Source organism: Salinicola lusitanus (assembly GCF_003206045.1).
GTDB classification, from domain to species: Bacteria; Pseudomonadota; Gammaproteobacteria; order Pseudomonadales; family Halomonadaceae; genus Salinicola; species Salinicola lusitanus.
Genome location: NZ_PZJM01000013.1, coordinates 102818 through 120141, shown reverse-complemented (window position 1 = coordinate 120141; position 17324 = coordinate 102818). Strand labels below are relative to the sequence as shown.

General features: G+C 66.9%; 15 protein-coding genes. 6 read left to right on the top strand and 9 right to left on the bottom strand.

Features of this window, described 5'->3' with window-relative positions; all coding sequences use genetic code 11:
* Window positions 1-5: 5 nt before the first annotated feature.
* The 5 genes from DOM45_RS17485 (at window position 6) to DOM45_RS17465 (ending at window position 6496) form a co-directional block, all read left to right on the top strand.
* A complete protein-coding gene (locus tag DOM45_RS17485) occupies window positions 6-1136 on the top strand; it encodes an ABC transporter ATP-binding protein (RefSeq protein WP_110602599.1) in 1131 nt (376 codons plus the stop codon).
* Window positions 1133-2455: an ABC transporter substrate-binding protein gene (locus tag DOM45_RS17480; RefSeq protein ID WP_110602597.1), complete on the top strand. Its 1323-nt coding sequence runs from the start codon at window positions 1133-1135 to the stop codon at window positions 2453-2455. The genes DOM45_RS17485 and DOM45_RS17480 overlap by 4 nt, the downstream gene beginning before the upstream one ends.
* Before the next feature lie 51 nt (window positions 2456-2506).
* Window positions 2507-4120, top strand: coding sequence for a glycoside hydrolase family 13 protein (locus DOM45_RS17475; protein ID WP_110602595.1), 1614 nt, complete (start codon window positions 2507-2509; stop codon window positions 4118-4120).
* Between the two features lie 143 nt (window positions 4121-4263).
* Window positions 4264-5301: a LacI family DNA-binding transcriptional regulator gene (locus DOM45_RS17470; RefSeq protein WP_240612448.1), complete on the top strand. Its 1038-nt coding sequence runs from the start codon at window positions 4264-4266 to the stop codon at window positions 5299-5301.
* Window positions 5302-5488: 187 nt separating this feature from the next.
* Window positions 5489-6496: a LacI family DNA-binding transcriptional regulator gene (locus tag DOM45_RS17465; RefSeq protein ID WP_110602592.1), complete on the top strand. Its 1008-nt coding sequence runs from the start codon at window positions 5489-5491 to the stop codon at window positions 6494-6496.
* 47 nt (window positions 6497-6543) lie between these two features.
* Here the strand turns inward: DOM45_RS17465 and DOM45_RS17460 are convergent, their stop codons facing one another.
* Window positions 6544-7077, bottom strand: coding sequence for a gluconokinase (locus DOM45_RS17460; RefSeq protein WP_240612447.1), 534 nt, complete (start codon window positions 7075-7077; stop codon window positions 6544-6546).
* Between the two features lie 292 nt (window positions 7078-7369).
* Between DOM45_RS17460 and DOM45_RS17455 the strand changes: the two genes are divergently transcribed.
* The gene (locus DOM45_RS17455) at window positions 7370-8716 is read left to right on the top strand and encodes a GntT/GntP/DsdX family permease (RefSeq protein WP_110602590.1); all 1347 of its coding nucleotides are present in this window, start codon (window positions 7370-7372) and stop codon (window positions 8714-8716) included.
* Between the two features lie 64 nt (window positions 8717-8780).
* Here DOM45_RS17455 and DOM45_RS17450 read toward each other — a convergent pair whose 3' ends face one another.
* The 8 genes from DOM45_RS17450 to DOM45_RS17415 all read right to left on the bottom strand — a co-directional run bounded on the left by DOM45_RS17450 (window position 8781) and on the right by DOM45_RS17415 (window position 17017).
* Complete coding sequence (locus DOM45_RS17450) at window positions 8781-9938, bottom strand: tRNA nucleotidyltransferase/poly(A) polymerase-related protein (RefSeq protein ID WP_110602588.1); 1158 nt, start codon at window positions 9936-9938, stop codon at window positions 8781-8783.
* A gap of 12 nt (window positions 9939-9950) precedes the next feature.
* The gene (glpE, locus tag DOM45_RS17445; protein ID WP_110602586.1) at window positions 9951-10277 is read right to left on the bottom strand and encodes a thiosulfate sulfurtransferase GlpE; all 327 of its coding nucleotides are present in this window, start codon (window positions 10275-10277) and stop codon (window positions 9951-9953) included.
* A gap of 49 nt (window positions 10278-10326) precedes the next feature.
* Window positions 10327-11148: a symmetrical bis(5'-nucleosyl)-tetraphosphatase gene (locus DOM45_RS17440; protein ID WP_110602585.1), complete on the bottom strand. Its 822-nt coding sequence runs from the start codon at window positions 11146-11148 to the stop codon at window positions 10327-10329.
* A gap of 114 nt (window positions 11149-11262) precedes the next feature.
* On the bottom strand, window positions 11263-11646 hold the full coding sequence (apaG, locus tag DOM45_RS17435; protein ID WP_110602583.1) for a Co2+/Mg2+ efflux protein ApaG: 384 nt from the start codon (window positions 11644-11646) through the stop codon (window positions 11263-11265).
* Entirely contained in the window at window positions 11643-12491 is an 849-nt protein-coding gene (gene rsmA, locus DOM45_RS17430; protein WP_110602581.1) for a 16S rRNA (adenine(1518)-N(6)/adenine(1519)-N(6))-dimethyltransferase RsmA, read from the bottom strand. Before rsmA ends, apaG begins: the two co-directional genes overlap by 4 nt.
* 15 nt (window positions 12492-12506) lie before the next feature.
* A complete protein-coding gene (pdxA, locus tag DOM45_RS17425; protein WP_110602579.1) occupies window positions 12507-13514 on the bottom strand; it encodes a 4-hydroxythreonine-4-phosphate dehydrogenase PdxA in 1008 nt (335 codons plus the stop codon).
* The gene (locus DOM45_RS17420; RefSeq protein WP_110602577.1) at window positions 13514-14473 is read right to left on the bottom strand and encodes a peptidylprolyl isomerase; all 960 of its coding nucleotides are present in this window, start codon (window positions 14471-14473) and stop codon (window positions 13514-13516) included. Before DOM45_RS17420 ends, pdxA begins: the two co-directional genes overlap by 1 nt.
* A gap of 78 nt (window positions 14474-14551) precedes the next feature.
* A complete protein-coding gene (locus DOM45_RS17415) occupies window positions 14552-17017 on the bottom strand; it encodes an LPS-assembly protein LptD (protein WP_110602575.1) in 2466 nt (821 codons plus the stop codon).
* Window positions 17018-17324: the final 307 nt, after the last annotated feature.

Here is a 17324-nt window from a genome sequence, read left to right as displayed (position 1 = left end):
AAACTATGGCTGGTCTGACGCTCGAACGAGTCAACAAGCGCTTCGGCAGCACCCAGGTGATCGACGACGTCTCGATGCAGATCGACAACGGCGAGTTCATCGTCTTCGTCGGCCCCTCGGGTTGCGGCAAGTCGACCCTGCTGCGCCTGATCGCCGGGCTCGAATCGATCACCCACGGCGACCTGATGATCGACGACCAACGGGTCAACAACCTGACACCGCCGGAGCGCGGCATCGGCATGGTGTTCCAGTCCTATGCGCTCTATCCGCACATGAGCGTCTACGACAACATCGCCTTCGGCCTGAAACTGGCCAAGCAGGAGAAGCAGACGGTGGACGAACGGGTCCGCCACACGGCCAAGCTCCTGCAGCTTGACGGCCTGCTGGAGCGCCTGCCCAAGGCGCTCTCCGGCGGCCAGCGCCAGCGCGTGGCGATCGGCCGGGCGATGGCCCGCGAGCCCAAGATCCTGCTCTTCGACGAGCCCCTCTCCAACCTCGACGCGGCCCTGCGGGTGCAGACCCGCAACGAGATCGCGCGGCTCCACGAGCGCCTGGGTTCGACCATGATCTACGTCACCCACGATCAGGTCGAGGCGATGACCCTGGCCGACCGCATCGTGGTCCTCAACGCCGGCCATGTGGAGCAGATCGGCACCCCGCGCGAGCTCTACGAACGCCCCGCGTCACGCTTCGTCGCCGGCTTCATCGGCTCGCCCAAGATGAACTTCATCCAGGTCACCGCCGAGGCCGACGCCGAGCAAGGCTGCCGCGTGGAGATTCCGGCCGTCGGCCAGCGCGCCCTGCCGCTGGCCTTCAGCGCCGGCAGCGGCAGTGCCAACGAGGCGACCCTGGGCGTGCGCCCGGAGCATCTGATTCCCACCCCCAGCGAGCGCGGCGAGGGGCTGGAGATCGTCAACGTCGAGTATCTCGGCAGCGAGGCCTACCTCTATCTGGAACGCAACGACGGCGAGCTGCTGGTGTGTCGCACCCAGGCGCCCAGCCCGTTCCAGCGCGGCCAGCGGGTGACGCTCGACTTCGATCCGCTGCACGGCCATCTGTTCGACCACGACGGCCGCGCGGTGCCGCCGCTCGAACGCCACGCCGCCCCCGCCGCCGCGCAGGGAGCCACCTCATGAGCGGTGCCGACACACACCGATCCGCCGCCAGGCGAACCCGCCCCAGACCATCCGCGAACCGGTGGCGCTGGCGCGTCACCCTGGGCCTGCTCGCGCTGCTGGGTAGCGCCGGTGGGACCCAGGCCGCCGAGATCGCCATCGCCTGCGGCGGGGGTGGCGACGGCGACTACTGCCCCACCGCAGCACGCGCTTGGGCGGCCCAGAGCGGCAATAGCGTCAAGGTGGTGACCACACCCAACGCCACCACCGAGAAGCTGGCGCTGTTCCAGCAGCTGCTCAACAGCCACTCCCAGGATGTCGACGTGATGATGGTCGATATCGCCTGGCCCGGGCTGCTGGCACCGCATCTGCTCGACCTCGGCGAGGCCGTACCGCCCGACCAGCGCGAAGCCTTCTTTCCCGCGCTGATCGAGGCCAATACCGTCGACGGCCGCCTGGTGGCGCTGCCCTGGTACACCGATGCCGGCCTGCTCTACTACCGCCAGGATCTGCTCGACAAGCACCAGCGCCCGGTACCCGAGACCTGGCAGGAGATGACCGCCACCGCGGCCAGCATCCAGCAGGCCGAGCGCGCCGCCGGCGATGCCGAGATGTGGGGCTTCGTCTTCCAGGGCCGCGCCTATGAGGGCCTGACCTGCAACGCGCTGGAGTGGATCGCCGGTTACGGCGGCGGACGTATCGTCGACACCGATGGCGAGATCACGCTGGACAACCCCCAGGCCACGGCGGCGCTGACCGAGGCAGCAAGCTGGATCGGCAATATCGCCCCGCGTGGCGTGCTCAACTACACCGAGGAGGAGGCGCGCGGCGTGTTCCAGAGCGGCAACGCGGTGTTCATGCGCAACTGGCCCTACGTGTGGTCGCTGGCTCAGCGTGAAGGCAGCCCAGTGCGCGGCAAGATCGGTGTCGCACCGCTGCCCCACGGCCCCGATGGCGACTCGGTGAGCACCCTGGGCGGCTGGAACTTCGCCGTCTCGCGCTACACCGAGGCGCCCGAGGCCGCGATCTCGCTGGCACGTTATATGACCAGTGCCGAGGTGCAGCGTCGGCACGCCCTCAACAACGGCATGAACCCGACCCGGATCGCGCTCTACGACGATCCCGAGGTGGTCGCGGCCAACCCCACCATGAGCGTGCTGCGCCCGGTACTGATGAACGCCGTGGCGCGCCCCTCGGCGGTGACCGGCGAGGCCTATGCCCGGGTCTCCAATGCCATCTTCAACGGTGTGCACGCGGTGCTCTCCGGCCGCGCCCAGCCGGCGGCGGTGCTCGCCGATCTCGACCAGACCTTGACCCGACTCAAGCGGCGGCAGTGGTGATCGCCACGCCGGCCCCGAGCCCCTGATTCGCCTTGTGACGAGGAGTTCCGCATGACCCAGCAGCAGTGGTGGCGCGACGCCGTCATCTATCAGATCTATCCGCGCAGTTTCATGGACGCCAACGGCGACGGCATGGGCGATCTCGCCGGTGTCACCGCACGCCTCGACTATCTCGCCGCCCTGGGGATCGATGCGCTGTGGCTATCGCCGTTCTACCGCTCGCCCCAGGCCGATGCCGGCTACGACGTCGCCGACTACTGCGACGTCGACCCGCTGTTCGGCACCCTCGACGATTTCGACCGCCTGCTGGCCGGTGCCCACGACCGCGGCATGCGAGTGATCGTCGACCTGGTGCCCAATCACAGCTCCAGCGAACACGTCTGGTTCCAGGAGGCGCTGGCCAACCCGCCGGGCAGCCCGGCACGGGCGCGCTACATCTTTCGCGACGGGCATGGCGAGCAGGGCGAACTGCCGCCCAACAACTGGCAGAGCATCTTCGGTGGCGCGGCCTGGACCCGGGTCGAAGACGGCCAGTGGTATCTGCACATGTTCGACAGCACCCAGCCCGATTTCGACTGGCAGAACCCCGAGGTGGGCGACGAGTTCGAGCGCGTGCTGCGCTTCTGGCTCGCCCGCGGGGTCGACGGCTTCCGCGTCGACGTGGCCCACGGCATGATCAAGCAGCCGGGCCTGCCGGACTGGGACGGCGAACAAGTGATGGTCGAGGGCGGCAACCGTGGCCCGATGTGGGATCAGGATGGCGTGCACGACATCTATCGCCGCTGGCACCGAATCCTGGCGGAGTATGGCGACGACCGCATGATGGTCGCCGAGGCCTGGCTCAAGCCGGAGCGGGTGGCGCGCTACATTCGCCCCGACGAGATGCAGCAGGCGTTCAACTTCGATTACCTGATCGCCCAATGGGATGCCGCGGCGCTGCGCACCGTCATCGACCGCTCGCTCGCCGTCACCGGCGCGGTCGGCGCCACCACCACCTGGGTGATGTCCAACCACGACGGCGTGCGCCATGCCTCGCGCCTGGGGCTGTCGAATCCCGGCGTGCGGCCGCAGAAGATCGGCATCGGTGACGAGCAGCCCGACGAGGCGCTAGGCCTGCGCCGGGCGCGGGCGATCATCATGCTGACCCTGGCGCTGCCCGGCTCCGCCTACCTCTACCAGGGCGAGGAGCTGGGTCTGCCGGATCACACCAGCATGCCCGACCGCTACCGCCAGGACCCGGGCTTCTTCCGCCCCGGCGGTGAGGATGGCGGCCGCGACGGCTGTCGGGTGCCGTTGCCTTGGCGGGCCGACGCCCCGGCCTTCGGCTTCAACGACAGCGGCGAGCGCTGGCTGCCACAGCCGGACAACTACGTCGACTACGCCGTCGACCGTCAGCTCGATCAGCCGGATTCGACGCTTACGCTCTATCAGCAGTTGCTCAAACTGCGCCGCGACCATAACCTTGGCCAGGGCGAACTGGCGTGGGCACCGAGCCCGCGCGAGGATGTACTGGTGCTGACCAACGGCGACGTTCGGGTGGTGCTCAACCTGGGCGATACGCCGATCGCCCTGCCGGCGGCCCCGCTGCTCGCCCAGAGCCAGCCCGATGCGGTGAGCGAGGCGACGCTGGCCGGCAATGCGGCGGTATGGCTGAGCGCCACCTAGGCAAAGCCCAAGGCGGGATGGCGGCCGGCGTCCTGGCCGCCATCCGATTCCCGACGAGGAGACTCACCTATGCTTCCGGCCACGGCCATCCGTGCACGGCGCCAGCAGCGCGCGACGCGGCATCCCATCCCCCGCGTGCGACCGTGAGCCCGACCAAGCGCATGACGCTGAAGACGGTGGCTGCACGTCTTGGCGTCTCCGCCGCCACCGTCTCCAACGCCTTCAACCGTCCCGACCAGCTCTCCCAGGCCCGCCGCGAGGAGATTCTCGCCGCCGCGGCGGCGCTCGGCTACCACGGCCCCGACTCCCGCGGGCGCATGCTGCGCACCGGCCGTTCCGGCATCATCGCCATGCTGCTGGCGGAAAACCTCTTCTACAGTCTGAGCGACAGCGTCGCCAGCGAGCTGATCGCCGGTGTCGCCGCACAGCTGGATCAGCACGGCCACTCGCTGATGCTGCTGCCGGGACGCCTGGAGCAGAGCGGCGGCGGTGTCGACATGGCCGACGGTGTCATTGTCTACGGCCTGCACGGCGCCTCCTCGCGCATCCTCGACCTGATCGCGGATCGCCCCGCGGTGGCCATCGACATCGATCTGCCGGGTATCCCGGCGGTGCATGTCGACAACTACCCGGCCAGCCTCGCACTGGCTCGCCACGCCCTGCGCCATCCGCCGCAGCGAGTCGCCATCGTCGGGCTGCGCCTGACCCAGTACCACGTGGGCCAGATCGGCCTGGAAGCGCTACTGTCGGCCGATCTCACCGTCACCCGGCGGCGTCTCGACGGGATCTTCAAGGCGCTGACGGAGGCCGCCATCGATCCCGACAGCGTGGCGCTGTGGAACGTCGACCAGAATACCTACGAAGGCTGCGTGCCGGTGGTCGCCGCGCTGCTCGACCAGCCCGCGGCAACACGCCCGGACCTGCTCATCTGTCTCTCCGATCGTATCGCCCTGACCGCCATCGACCTGGCCGAGCGACGCGGGCTGCGGGTGCCGGAGGATCTGCGCATCACCGGCTTCGACGGCATCGCCGAAGGTCAGCGGCGGCGCCCGCGACTGACCACGGTACACCAGGACAACACCGCCAAGGGCCGGCTGGCGGCGGCCATGCTGCTCGATCTCGAACCGCGTCGCTCGCGCACCCTGGATACCGAGCTGCTGATCGGCGATAGCGCCCCTTGAGCACGGGCTCTACTCCACCTCCGGCAATCCGATCGGCTACAACCATGGCCGCACAGCCAGCGCCAGGGCAGCGTGCTAGTCTGCTCGAAAGTTACCGCTAACCATCATCTTCATCGGACCCGCCTCGGGCGCGATATCCCTATCGATCGCCAGCGTCGGGCGCCGCTGCCGCGCTGGGGAGATCGTCATGCCGCGCCGCGCTTCGGGACGCGTCACGCTTCAGGATATCGCCGATCGGGTCGGGGTCACCAAGATCACCGTCTCGCGCGCCCTGCGCGAGCCGCAGCGGGTCTCGCTACCGCTGCGCCAGCGTATCGAGGCAGCGATCGCCGAGCTCGGCTATATCCCCAATCACGCCGCCGGGGCGCTGGCCAGCGGCCGTAGTCACAGTGTCGCGCTGCTGATCCCGTCACTCTCCAACGCGGTGTTCTCGGATATCCAGCGCGGCATCGAGGAGGGTCTGCGCGCCGCCGGCTATCAGCTGCTGATCGGCCATACCGGCTACTCGATACTCGAGGAGGAGCGTCTGATCGACACCTATCTGGGCTATGGAGTGGATGGCCTGGTACTGTCGGGGACCCGCCATACGGAGCATGCCGAGCGGCTGCTGCGACGGGCCGGGGTGCCGGTGGTGGAGACGCTGGAGCTGACCCCGACCCCGCTAGACATCAATGTCGGGCTCGATCAGACCGCCGCCGGCCGGGCGCTGACGGAGACCTTTCTCGCCCACGGCTACCGCCGGGTCGGCTTTCTCGGTGCGCGCATGGATCACCGCGCCCAGCTGCGCATGGCAGGCTGGGAGGCGGCGCTGCGCGCCGCCGGTCTCTCCACCGAGTCCTGCCTGACCACGCCGCAGCCGTCGAGCTATCGCCTCGGCGGCGAGATGCTGGGGTCGATGCTGGAGCGCTGGCCAGCGCTGGAGGCGGTGTTCTGCTGCAACGACGACCTGGCCGCCGGCGCGCTGTTCGAGTGCCAGCGCCGGCGCCTGGCGGTGCCCGACGCCCTCGCCCTGGCCGGCTTCAATGGGCTCGACATCGTGGAGGCGACCGCCCCGCCGCTGGCGACGGTGGTGACACCGCGGCGGCGCATCGGGGATATCATCGCCGTGCGCCTGCTGGCGCGCCTTCAGGGCGCCCCGCGACAACCGACCAGCGAAAACCTGGGATTCGAGGTACGCGTTGGCGGGAGCCTATGACCGGCACCCCGATGGCGATGATTCCCTGCTAGGCAAGGGCGGGTCTCTCAGCGCCCGCCGGCAAGCGATCGCTTCTCGAGTTTCAGCACCGCCTCGTTGACCACCTGCTCGATCGTGCCGGCGATATCGACGGTGACCGCCTCGTCCTCGCCGGGCGCCTCGAGGGTCGCCAATTGGCTGTCCAGCATCGCCTCGCCCTTGAAGAAGTGATCGCGGCGCGACTGGATGCGCTGCAGCAGCAGCTCGCGGCTTCCGGCGAGATGCACGAAGGTCAGATCTTCATCGCCCTGGCGCAGCGTATCGCGATAGCGCTTCTTGAGCGCAGAGCAGCCGATGACCAGCGTCTCGTCCTTGGTCCTGGCCTCGGCCAGAAACGCCGCCAGTCGCTGCAGCCAACCGGCCCGATCCTCGTCGTTGAGGGGTTCGCCATGCGACATCTTGGCGACGCTTTCCGGCGAATGGTAGTCGTCTCCGTCGAGGAAGCGCCCTCCCAGCGCGGTTGCCAGCCGCTGCCCGACTTCGGTCTTGCCGCAGCTGGATACGCCCATTACGACGATGCGCCGATTCATCTTTGCGTCCATGACGTTGCCTTCCGATTGGTACCAGCGGGGTTGCTACGCAGGTAGCGACTATATCGGTAATCGATACCTGTGTGACTGGTACGGGTGTGATTGGTGCCGTGCGCGCTCGCCGGCCTGCCAATGGCCTATCCCGATTGGATAGAAGTTGTCTCTACACCTTTAGGCGCATTGTTGGGACCGATCTGTTACCGGTAACATCCATTTTCGCCAACTCCACCGCGAAGCACAACGCCACCATTGGCGTATACCCGGCCTCCGACGCCGCGTGCTTTCACCAAGGAATGTCGTCGACATGGATAGCCCAACTTCTCTCATACTCGCCGCGCTGGGCAGCATCATCGTGCTGCTTTATCTGGTCATGAAGCTGCGCCTGCACGCCTTTGTCGCGCTGCTCGTCGTCAGTGGTCTGGTCGGACTGGCCACCGGCATGAACGTCGACCAACTGCTGGATACGGTCGAGAAAGGCATGGGCGGAACGCTCGGCTTCGTCGCCACCGTGGTCGGCCTGGGCGCGATGTTCGGCAAGATGCTGGAGGTCTCCGGCGGGGTCGATCGCCTGGCCAGCACGCTGCTCGACAAGTTCGGCGAGAACCGCTCGCAGTGGGCGATGGGGGTCACCGGTTTCCTTGTCGCGATTCCGGTGTTCCTCGATGTCGCCTTCATCATCCTGGTGCCGTTGATCTATGCCCTCACCCGCCGCACCGGGCGCTCGCTGCTCTACTACGGCATTCCGCTCCTCGCTGGGCTCGCGGTCACGCACTCGTTCATTCCGCCGACACCGGGCCCGATCGCGGTGGCCAAGCTGATCGGAGCCGATCTCGGCTACGTGATCCTGTTCGGGGCGATCTGCGGCCTGCCGGCCATGATCATTGCTGGGCCGCTGTTCGGGCGCTGGATCGCCAAGCGCATCGATGCCCAGATCCCGGATTACATGGAGCTGCCGAAAAACGATGTCGATACCGCCGGCCTGCCCAGCTTCAAGCTGATCCTGTCGATCATTCTGCTGCCGCTGGCGCTGATCGTGCTCAATACCGTCTCCGGCGTGATCCTGCCGGCGGACAGCCCGATACTGGCCGCGCTGACCTTCCTCGGCCACCCGTTCGTGGCCCTGACCCTGGCCACCCTGCTCGCCTTCACCCTGCTGGGAACGCGTCGCGGCATGACACGGGAACAGGTGATGGAGGTCGCCACCAAGGCCCTGGAACCGGCCGGCATCATCATTCTGGTCACCGGTGCGGGCGGCGTATTCAAGCAGGTGCTGATCGATTCTGGCGTCGGTGAAGTGATGGGCAACATCATGGCCGAGAGCGCGCTGCCGCCAATTCTGCTGGCGTTTTTGATCTCTACCGCGGTGCGGGTGATCCAGGGTTCGGCCACCGTCGCGATGATCACCGCCGCCGGCCTGATGGCCCCGGTGATCACCACGCTGAATCTCGATGGCCCGGTGCTCGGCCTGCTGGTCATCGCGATCGCTTCCGGCGCCACGGTACTGAGCCACGTCAACGACTCCGGTTTCTGGCTGGTCAACCGCTACTTCGGTCTGACCGAGGCGCAGACGCTCAAGAGCTGGACGGTGATGGAGACGATCATCGGTCTGACCGGGCTGATCATGGCGCTGATCGTGGGCCTGTTCGTCTGACCCGATCCTCGGCCACCAGAATGCAGAACGCCCGCTGNNCGGGCGTTCTGCCATCTCGAGCTCGCTAGCGGAGCGCCAGCGCCTCCCGCACCGTCGCCTCCCGACGCCGGGACAACTCTTCGCCCAACGCCGGTCCACGAAATCCCTCGGCAAGCAGGGCTTTGGGCAGAATCTGGGAGGCCAGCCGCCAGGCCAGTGCCAGATCGTCCGCCAGTCCGCCATTGTCATGGGCGATCAGAGCCAGCAGCGGCGCGACGCGCTCGGGCCGTCGCCAGGCGTCGATCCCGTCCAGCCAGGCCATGATCGCGCCGGCACGATCCTCGGTGTCACCGGGCCGCAGATCATTGATGCGGAGACGCAACCGGCGAGACAGGGCTGCCAGCCGCATGGCATCCCGAAAGGCGTTGGGCGCCTTGACGGCATCGTTGAGCCGGGACTGCTCGTCATCCTCGAGGTGCTCGCCGAGCCGCGCCCAGCGCCATAGCGCCACACTATGGGAAGTGGACTCGTCGGGGACCGGTTCGAGTCGCGCCAGCGCCTCGGGTAGCGATGGCGTCGCCAGCGGCGGCATCAGCACCGCCAGCGCCCCGCACGCTTCCAGCGTCTGGAAATAGGCGGAAGGGTCGGCTTCGCCCAGCGCCTTGTGCGTCTCCGTCCACACTCGCTCGGCGACCAGATATCGCATTTCGCCGCTGTCGGTGAGCTGACGCATCAGCGCCATCGTCTCCGCGGAGATGGTGAAACCGAGCTTGCGGTAACGCGCCAGGAAGCGCGCCGCGCGCAGCACCCGCAGCGGGTCCTCGACGAACGCGGCCGAGACATGCCTGAGCCTCCTGGCCGCAAGATCGTCGGCGCCGCCATAGGGGTCGACCAGTTCGCCCGCGGGGGTCTCGGCCATGGCGTTGATGGTGAAATCCCGTCGCGCCAGATCGGCTTCCAGCGTCACCTCGGGACTCGCGTGCACTTCGAATCCGGTGTAGCCATGGCCCTGCTTGCGCTCGGTGCGGGCCAGCGCATACTCCTCGTGGGTATCGGGATGCAGGAAGACCGGAAAATCGCGACCGACGGGCTTGAAGCCGCGCTGGCGCAGGGCCTCCGGCGTGGCGCCGACGACTACCCAGTCACGATCGCCCACCGGCCAGCCCAGACGGGCGTCGCGAACGGCGCCACCCACCAGGTAGACCTCCAGCCCGTCGAGACGGGGATCGGGGGACATGCTCATGCCGCGAGACCGCTAGCGTTCGACATGTTCGGGCCGGCGATGCGCCCAGTCGACGAACCCGCCATCCAGGCTGTAGACCTCGCCGAAGCCCTGCCCGGCCAGCCAGGAGGCGGCCTGTTGACTGGAGTGGCCGTGATAGCAGACCACCACCACGGGCGTGTCGCTGGGCGTCCTGTCCACCAGTTCCGCCACGGTGGTGTTGTCGAGGTGGTAGCTGCCAGGGATATGGCCCTGGGCAAAACTCATGGGATCGCGAATGTCGACGAGCTTGAACGAGCGCCCTTCGCTCAGCCACTGCGCCAGGGTCGTCGGATCGAGATGAGCGAAAGACTGGGTCATGAATCACTCCTGAAAAGGCTTGGCTGTGAGCGACCGGCAGCGGAGCCGCTCACCGGTCTGCCGACCGGGATGGCACCGAGATCCGTTCGCCGCTGTCGAGATCGAGGGCGGTCAGGGCCCCACCCCATACGCAGCCGGTATCCAGCGCCTGCGCATCTACCCTGGCCCCCGGGGTGCGCCCCTCCAGCGCGGCCCAGTGGCCGAACAGCAGCGTCAGGTCGTCGGCGCGGGGATAGGTGAACCAGGGGGCGTAGCCCGCCGGCGCGCTGTCCAGCCCCTCCTTGGCGGCAAAATCCAGGGTGCCGTCGCCGTCGATGAAGCGCATGCGGGTGAAGACGTTGACGATGGCCCGGATACGGTCCGTGCCGGTCAGGTCCGGCTCGAAGCGGGCCGGCTGGTTGCCGTACATCACGTTCAGAAAAGCATCCACGTCGTCCGACCGCAAGACCGCTTCCGCCTCTGCCGCCAATTCGCTCGCCCGGGCGAGCGACCATCGCGGCAGCAGCCCGGCATGGGTCATCACGCAGCCGCGCGCGGGGTCGGCGACCAGCAGCGGCTGATGGCGCAGCCATTCGAGCATCTGGTGCCGGTCCGGGGCTTCGAGAATATCGCTCAGGGTGTCGTTGCGCTTGAGCTTGCCATGGCCCCGCGCGACGGCCAGCAGGTGCAGATCGTGGTTGCCCAGCACTACGCTGGCGGCACCGTCCAGCGCGACGCTCCTGCGCAGACAACCCAGCGAATCGGGGCCGCGGTTGACCAGGTCACCGGCCAGCCACAGGTGATCCCGGGAGGGCGAGAAGTCGAGCTGCTCGAGCAGGGCTTCGAATTCGGCGTGACAGCCCTGCAGGTCGCCGATTGCGTAGGTCGCCATGCGTTTCCTCGTGTTGGTGGTGCCGCCCAGTTGCGCGATCCGCGCCGGCGCAGCGGCGGCGGCGCAGCGGCGGCGGCGCAGCGGCGGCGGCGGCAAATGCCGATTGCGCGCCGCTCAGTGGACCTGGTTGGGGCCGGCCAGGCGAAACGGCGCGACAGCGACATCGAAAGTGGCCTGGCTGGCCAGATCGATACAGGTATAACTGCCCTGCATGACGCCGACGGGACATTCGATCACCGCACGGCTGGTATAGCGAAAGCTGTGCCCGGCGGTGATCGTCGGCTGCTTGCCGACCACCCCGTTGCCCCGCACTTCCTGAACCTTGCCGTGGCCCTGGGTGATCTTCCAGTAGCGCGACAGCAGCTGCACGCTGCGGTCGGAGTGATTGTGCACGGTCACCGTGTAGCTGAACACGAAACGGTTGTCGCCGGGCGACGATTCGTCCTCGCGAAACGCCGGCTCGACGTCGACGGTGACGGCGGGTGCGAACTCGCTCATGAACACGTCTCCGTGGCGGCAGGGTTCTCGGGCTGGAGGCCGGCGAGATGGTTGCTGATGGCGACGAACTCCTCAACTCGCAGCGTCTGCGGCCGACGGCCGGGATCGATCCCCAGCGCCGCCAGTGCCTCCGCGTCGATCATTCCCTTGAGGTTGTTGCGCAGGGTCTTGCGACGCTGACCGAAAGCCTCTCTCACCACATCGGCAAAGTGGGCCTCGTCGAGGGCCGGCGAAGGCAGCTCGGCATGAGGCGTCAGCCGCACGATCGCCGAATCCACCTTGGGTTGCGGCACGAAGGCGCCGGGCGGCACCACGAACAGCGATTCGACCGCGCAGTGATACTGGGTCATCACCGACAGCCGCCCCCAGTCAGGCCCGCCGGGCTCGGCGGCGAGGCGCTCGACGACCTCCTTCTGCAGCATGAAGTGCATATCCCGGATGGCGCCGCGGGCCGTCAGCAGGTGAAAGATCAACGGCGTCGAGATGTTGTAGGGGAGATTGCCGACCACCCGCAACGGGCGTCCATCCTGCCGCCACAGCTCGTGAAAATCGAACTTGAGCGCATCCCCCTCGTGAATCGTGAACTCGGGGTAGTCGTAGAACTGCACTCGCAGGCCGGGGATCAGATCGCGATCCAACTCGATCACTTCCAGCGCGCCGGTAGCCTCCAGCAGCGGCCCGGTCAGGGCGCCCTGGCCGGGGCCGATCTCGACCAGGCGATCGCCACTGCGGGGCCCGATGGCCCGCACGATGCGCGAGATCACCCCGCCGTCGCGGAGGAAGTTCTGGCCGAACCGTTTCCGGGCACGAGGCATCGGTGGACGATCGGAGGAGCGTGTAGCCATGACAACAAGATTCCTTCAGTGAGCGCGGGCGGTCATCTGCCGAGCCACCTGCAGCGCGACCCGGAGGCTCCCCACTTCGGCCAGGCCGGTGCCGGCGAGATCCAGGGCAGTACCGTGGTCGACAGAAGTGCGAACCATCCCCAGGCCCAGGGTGATATTGGCGGCCTGGCCGAACCCGGCGTACTTGAGCACCGGCAGGCCCTGGTCGTGATACATCGCCAGCACGGCATCGGCACGATCGAGGTGACGGGGCGTGAACAGCGTATCCGCCGGCAGCGGCCCCACCAGGTCGAGGCCTTCGTCACGCAGCCGCTCCAGCGCGGGCGTGATGACCTCGATCTCCTCGCGCCCCAGGTGTCCGTCCTCCCCGGCGTGGGGGTTGAGCCCACAGACGAGAATCCGGGGCGACGCGATGCCGAAGCGCCGGGTCAGCTCCGCCGCCAGGACCCGGATGACACGCGCCAGGCCCGCATCGGTGATCGCCTCGGCAACCCGGGAGAGCGGCAGATGGGTAGTCGCCAGCGCGACCCGCAGTGGCCGGGACGTGCCTTCAGTGGCAAGCATCATCACCACCTCCTCGACACCGCAGGCGTCGCGAAGATACTCGGTATGGCCGGTGAAACCGGGATACCCGCCCTCGATGATCGCTCCCTTGTGAAGCGGTGCCGTCACCATGGCGTCGGCGGCCCCCTGCCGACAGGCCTCGATGGCGACATCGAGCGTCTCCAGCACGTAACCGGCGTTGGCGGGGTCCAGCCGACCGGGCGTCGACGGTCTCACCAGCGACACCGGCCAGACCGGCAGGCGACCGTCGCCGGGCGGTGGCAACTCCGCCCCCGGCTCGACGACCTCCAGTTCGACCGGCCAGCCGAGCAGCCGGGCACGCTGGGCCAGCAGGTCCGGGTCCCCCACGGCGACCACCGTCGCCGCCAGCTGCTGCCAGTCCCGAGCCACCGCGAGCGCGAGTTCGGGGCCGACACCCGCCGGTTCGCCGGTGGTCAGCGCCAATACCGGCAAGGCCATCAGCCGTTGTCGAGACGGTTGTCGATATAGGCGCTGGCGCGAATCTCCTGCGTCCAGGCTTCCAGCTCGTCATTGACCTTGCGCTGGAAGATCGCCTGGCTGGCCTGGTCGCGGGTCATCTGTCCGCTGTCGCCACCCCGGGTGTCGATCAGCTTGACCAGGTGGAAACCGCTGGGGCTGCGAATCGGCTCGCTGACTTCACCCTTGGAGAGATCGGGGATCACATCGGCGAAGATGGAGGGAATCTGTGCCGCCTGGCGCCAACCGAGATCGCCACCCTGCAACGCCTGCGCGTCATCGGACTCGGCCACGGCCAGCTGCTGGAAGTCGGCGCCCTCCTGCAGTTGCTGATAGAGCTTCTGCGCCTCGGCCTGCGCCTGGGCGACCTGATCCGGCGTCGGCGACTGCGGCACGGCGATCAGAATCTGGGCGAGGTGATAGGCGACATTGCTGTTCCCGCCGCGCTGCGCCAGAAAACGATCGACCTCGCGATCGGAGACCGTGATTCTGCTGGCGACCCGATCCTGCTGCACTTGTCGAATCAGCAATTCTCGACGCACCTGCTCACGTACTTCCGCCAGGGTCTGGCCCTGCTGCTCAAGCTTGTTCGCGAACTCATCCAGGGTCATCCCGTTGTTCTGGGCGATGCCACGCATGGTGCTGTTGAGCTGGGTCTCGTCGATGCTCAGCTTGGCATTCTTGGCCATCTGCAACTCGATCTGCTCGGTGATCATGCGATCCAGCACCTGGCGCTCCAGCGCCTGCTCGGGCGGCATCTGGATATTGTTGGCCTGGAGCTGGTCGCGCGCCTGGGCGACCCGTCGTTCGAGCTGGCTATGCATGATGGCATCGTCGTTGACCACGGCGACGATACGATCCAGCTGCACCACTTCCGCCATCGCGGACAACGGCGACAGCAGCATTACCAGCGCCAGGGGGATCCATACTCTAGGACGCATGCCTACCTCTCTTGCTTGATGGAAAGGCGAGCCGTTCGGGCTCGCCGTAAACATGGATTGATCGGGGCAACCGAGTCATCAGAACTGCGTCGCTTCATAGCCCGGTACCGCCTGGGCGAAGTAGCTGTCGGCTTCCTGGCCGACGCCGCCCAGCCCCTTGAACACGAAGCGCAGGAACAGGCCCCGGTCCGTGTAGTCGTCATCGATGGTGTTGGCGGTATCGTTGTCTTCGACCCATTCACGCCACACCACCTGTACCGCGCTACAGCAGCTGTTGAACTGGACGCCGGCCAGCGATTCCAGGTCGCGGCTGTTGGTGTTGTCATAGAGATAACGGCCTATCAGGTCCAACGATGACGTGGCCTTGTAGGCGAACGACACGTCGAAATCCTCGCGACTGTAGTTAAGACGATCCTCTTCGTCTCCCGACGGATCGAATCCTTGGATCTGCCAACGGTAGCCAAGGTTCACGACATGGCCGACCGGACTCAGGTACTGGAGATAGGCCGACGCCTTTTCGGTCTTGGAGCGGTCCGGATCGTAGAACCACTCGTAGCGCGAGCGCCACTGATCGTTGATCCGCCAGTCGAGCTGGGTGATGACCGGTGAGCGGTCGCGGGTGGCGCGATACCAGTCCTCGTAGTCGGTCTCCTTGTTCGGCAGCGTGGTCGGGTCGCCCTCGATATCGATCTTGCGATCCGAGAAGTAGGCGCTCTGCCCCACGGACAGCGACAGGCGCTCGCGACCGGTGTCGTCCTCGAGGAAACGCGTCGAAGCGCCGTAGGAGAGCTTGTTGACGTCACCCACCCGATCGGCCCCGGTGAAGCGATAAGGCGACCAGAGCTGGCTCCACGAGATCGGCAGCTCGTCGGTGTCGAAGTCGGGAAACTCCGACTGATTCCGTTCCGGCACATAGGCGTAGTAGAGCCGCGGCTCGAAGGTCTGCTTCCAGTCGCTGTCGAACAGCGTGACGTCACGCTGGAAAATCAGGCCGGAGTCGACCGAGTAGACCGGCACCGTGCGCGACAGGCTCTCGTCCCGATCGGTGTCGCGATTGCCGTAGTCGAGCTCGTAGTTGGTCTGCCACAGCTGGAAACGCGGCTCCAGGAAGCCCCAACTGGGCTGGGCGCGCCAGCCGATGGCCGGGGTCAGGTTGATACGCGACCCGTTGGCCGCTTCACGCAGGCGGATCTGGCGGGTATCGCCGGTCTCCTCGTCTTCCCAGAAACCGTTGCTGTCGACGCCATGCAGATCGCGCCGGAAGTAGGTCGCGTTGGAATTCCACTCCTGATAGAAGCCGCTATCCTGCTGCCAGCGGCCATTGGCGGTCAGGCTGGGCAACTTGTAGAACGGCCGATCGTCCTCGTCGAGCGGAAAATCCATGCGCTGATAGCCCTGGGCGCGGGCATCCAGATACCAGGTATTACCCTGATAGCTCAGCCGTGCCAGGCGCTCGAGGTATTCGGTATCCTGCTCGCCGAAGTCACGCCCGAAATCGTCGAAATAGCGCCCGTCGCTGGCGGCGCCGTAACGCATGGCGTAATCCAGCCGGTCGGTGAAGCGTCCGTAGTGGCTGTAGTCGATGTACCAGCGATCCTCGCCGTCGAAGGCATCGTTGGGATCGTTGGGATTGTCGTTGTTGCCGCCATTGTCGTTGGGCAGGTAGGCGCCCTCGACGGACCCCTCGTCGCTGTCGAACAGGTAGCGGAACTCGCCGCCCAGCATGAAACCGTGGTCGGAGATGATCCGTGGCGTGAGGGTGGCATCGTAATTGGGTGCCAGATTGAGATAGTACGGCTGGCTATAGTCCAGACCGTCGCTGGAGAGCCCCACGGTCGGCCACAGGAACCCGCTCTGGCGGCGATCGTCGATGGGAAAACGTACCCACGGCCAGTAGAAGACCGGCACGTCGCCCATCTCGAGCCGCGCGTTGGACGCGGTGCCGAAGCCCTGCTCGCGGTCGATGGTGACGTCGCTGCCCACGACCCGCCACAGTCGGCTATCCGGGGCACAGGTGGTGAAGCTGGCTTCGGTCATGCGATAGCGGCCGTCGTCGAGACGCTGCATCGACTGGGCATCCCCGCGCAGCCGCTGCTCATGGACGACGTAGTGGGCGTCATCGATGCGCGCCGCATCGCTGTCGAGCGAGACCTGGCCATCGTCACCGCGCACCAGCATGCCCGGATAGCGAATCGTCAGGGGGCCATCGGCGAAGGCGGTGTCACGGGCAGCGTTGACTCGCACCCGCGGCGACTCCAGTTGGCTCTCGCCACGCCGCAGCACGACATTGCCGCCCAGAATGGTCTCGCCATCATCGCCGTACTCGGCCGATCCCGAATCGGACAGCACCTCCTCGGGGGTCTTGCCCTCGGGCAGCAGGTAGCCCGGTTCGATATAGCGGCCACCACAAAGCGCGCCAGCCGGGGCCTGATCCCCCCATGGAGACCAGTCCAGCTGGTCCGCCGGTAGGGGGGCGGGGGGCGCCGCCTGGGCCGTCGATGAAATCAGGCCGGTGAGGGCAGTCCAGACCAGTCGCTTGCCCATGTCCTCTATGTCCTTGCCGAGTGAAGCCGGTATTATACAGACCTCGACGGGAGTTGCCGCGAAGCCATTCCTTGTTGAGTCGTCTGGACACCGCGGGGCGCGTCGAAACCTCGGCGGAGGCCAGACCGAGTTGGGATGGCGTCCGAATGCGGCATTGATCGCTGGCCGCCGGATGCTACCCTATCGCGCTCCTGGCGCACCGCTCGACAGCGTGAAAATTGGCGCGGCGATTCCGGATTAGCGCCCAGCATGCGGTGCCAGTTCCGGCCCGTCAACTCGCGGCAAGCGCTGTCATCGGCAGTGCGCC

Coding starts and splice junctions, on each gene's coding strand:
- DOM45_RS17440 (WP_110602585.1), bottom strand. CDS start 11,148: ATGGCGACCTACGCAATCGGCGACCTGCAGGGCTGTCACGCCGAATTC.
- apaG (WP_110602583.1), bottom strand. CDS start 11,646: ATGAGCGAGTTCGCACCCGCCGTCACCGTCGACGTCGAGCCGGCGTTT.
- DOM45_RS17455 (WP_110602590.1), top strand. CDS start 7,370: ATGGATAGCCCAACTTCTCTCATACTCGCCGCGCTGGGCAGCATCATC.
- rsmA (WP_110602581.1), bottom strand. CDS start 12,491: ATGGCTACACGCTCCTCCGATCGTCCACCGATGCCTCGTGCCCGGAAA.
- DOM45_RS17465 (WP_110602592.1), top strand. CDS start 5,489: ATGCCGCGCCGCGCTTCGGGACGCGTCACGCTTCAGGATATCGCCGAT.
- glpE (WP_110602586.1), bottom strand. CDS start 10,277: ATGACCCAGTCTTTCGCTCATCTCGATCCGACGACCCTGGCGCAGTGG.
- pdxA (WP_110602579.1), bottom strand. CDS start 13,514: ATGGCCTTGCCGGTATTGGCGCTGACCACCGGCGAACCGGCGGGTGTC.
- DOM45_RS17420 (WP_110602577.1), bottom strand. CDS start 14,473: ATGCGTCCTAGAGTATGGATCCCCCTGGCGCTGGTAATGCTGCTGTCG.
- DOM45_RS17480 (WP_110602597.1), top strand. CDS start 1,133: ATGAGCGGTGCCGACACACACCGATCCGCCGCCAGGCGAACCCGCCCC.
- DOM45_RS17475 (WP_110602595.1), top strand. CDS start 2,507: ATGACCCAGCAGCAGTGGTGGCGCGACGCCGTCATCTATCAGATCTAT.
- DOM45_RS17460 (WP_240612447.1), bottom strand. CDS start 7,077: ATGGACGCAAAGATGAATCGGCGCATCGTCGTAATGGGCGTATCCAGC.
- DOM45_RS17485 (WP_110602599.1), top strand. CDS start 6: ATGGCTGGTCTGACGCTCGAACGAGTCAACAAGCGCTTCGGCAGCACC.
- DOM45_RS17415 (WP_110602575.1), bottom strand. CDS start 17,017: ATGGGCAAGCGACTGGTCTGGACTGCCCTCACCGGCCTGATTTCATCG.
- DOM45_RS17450 (WP_110602588.1), bottom strand. CDS start 9,938: ATGAGCATGTCCCCCGATCCCCGTCTCGACGGGCTGGAGGTCTACCTG.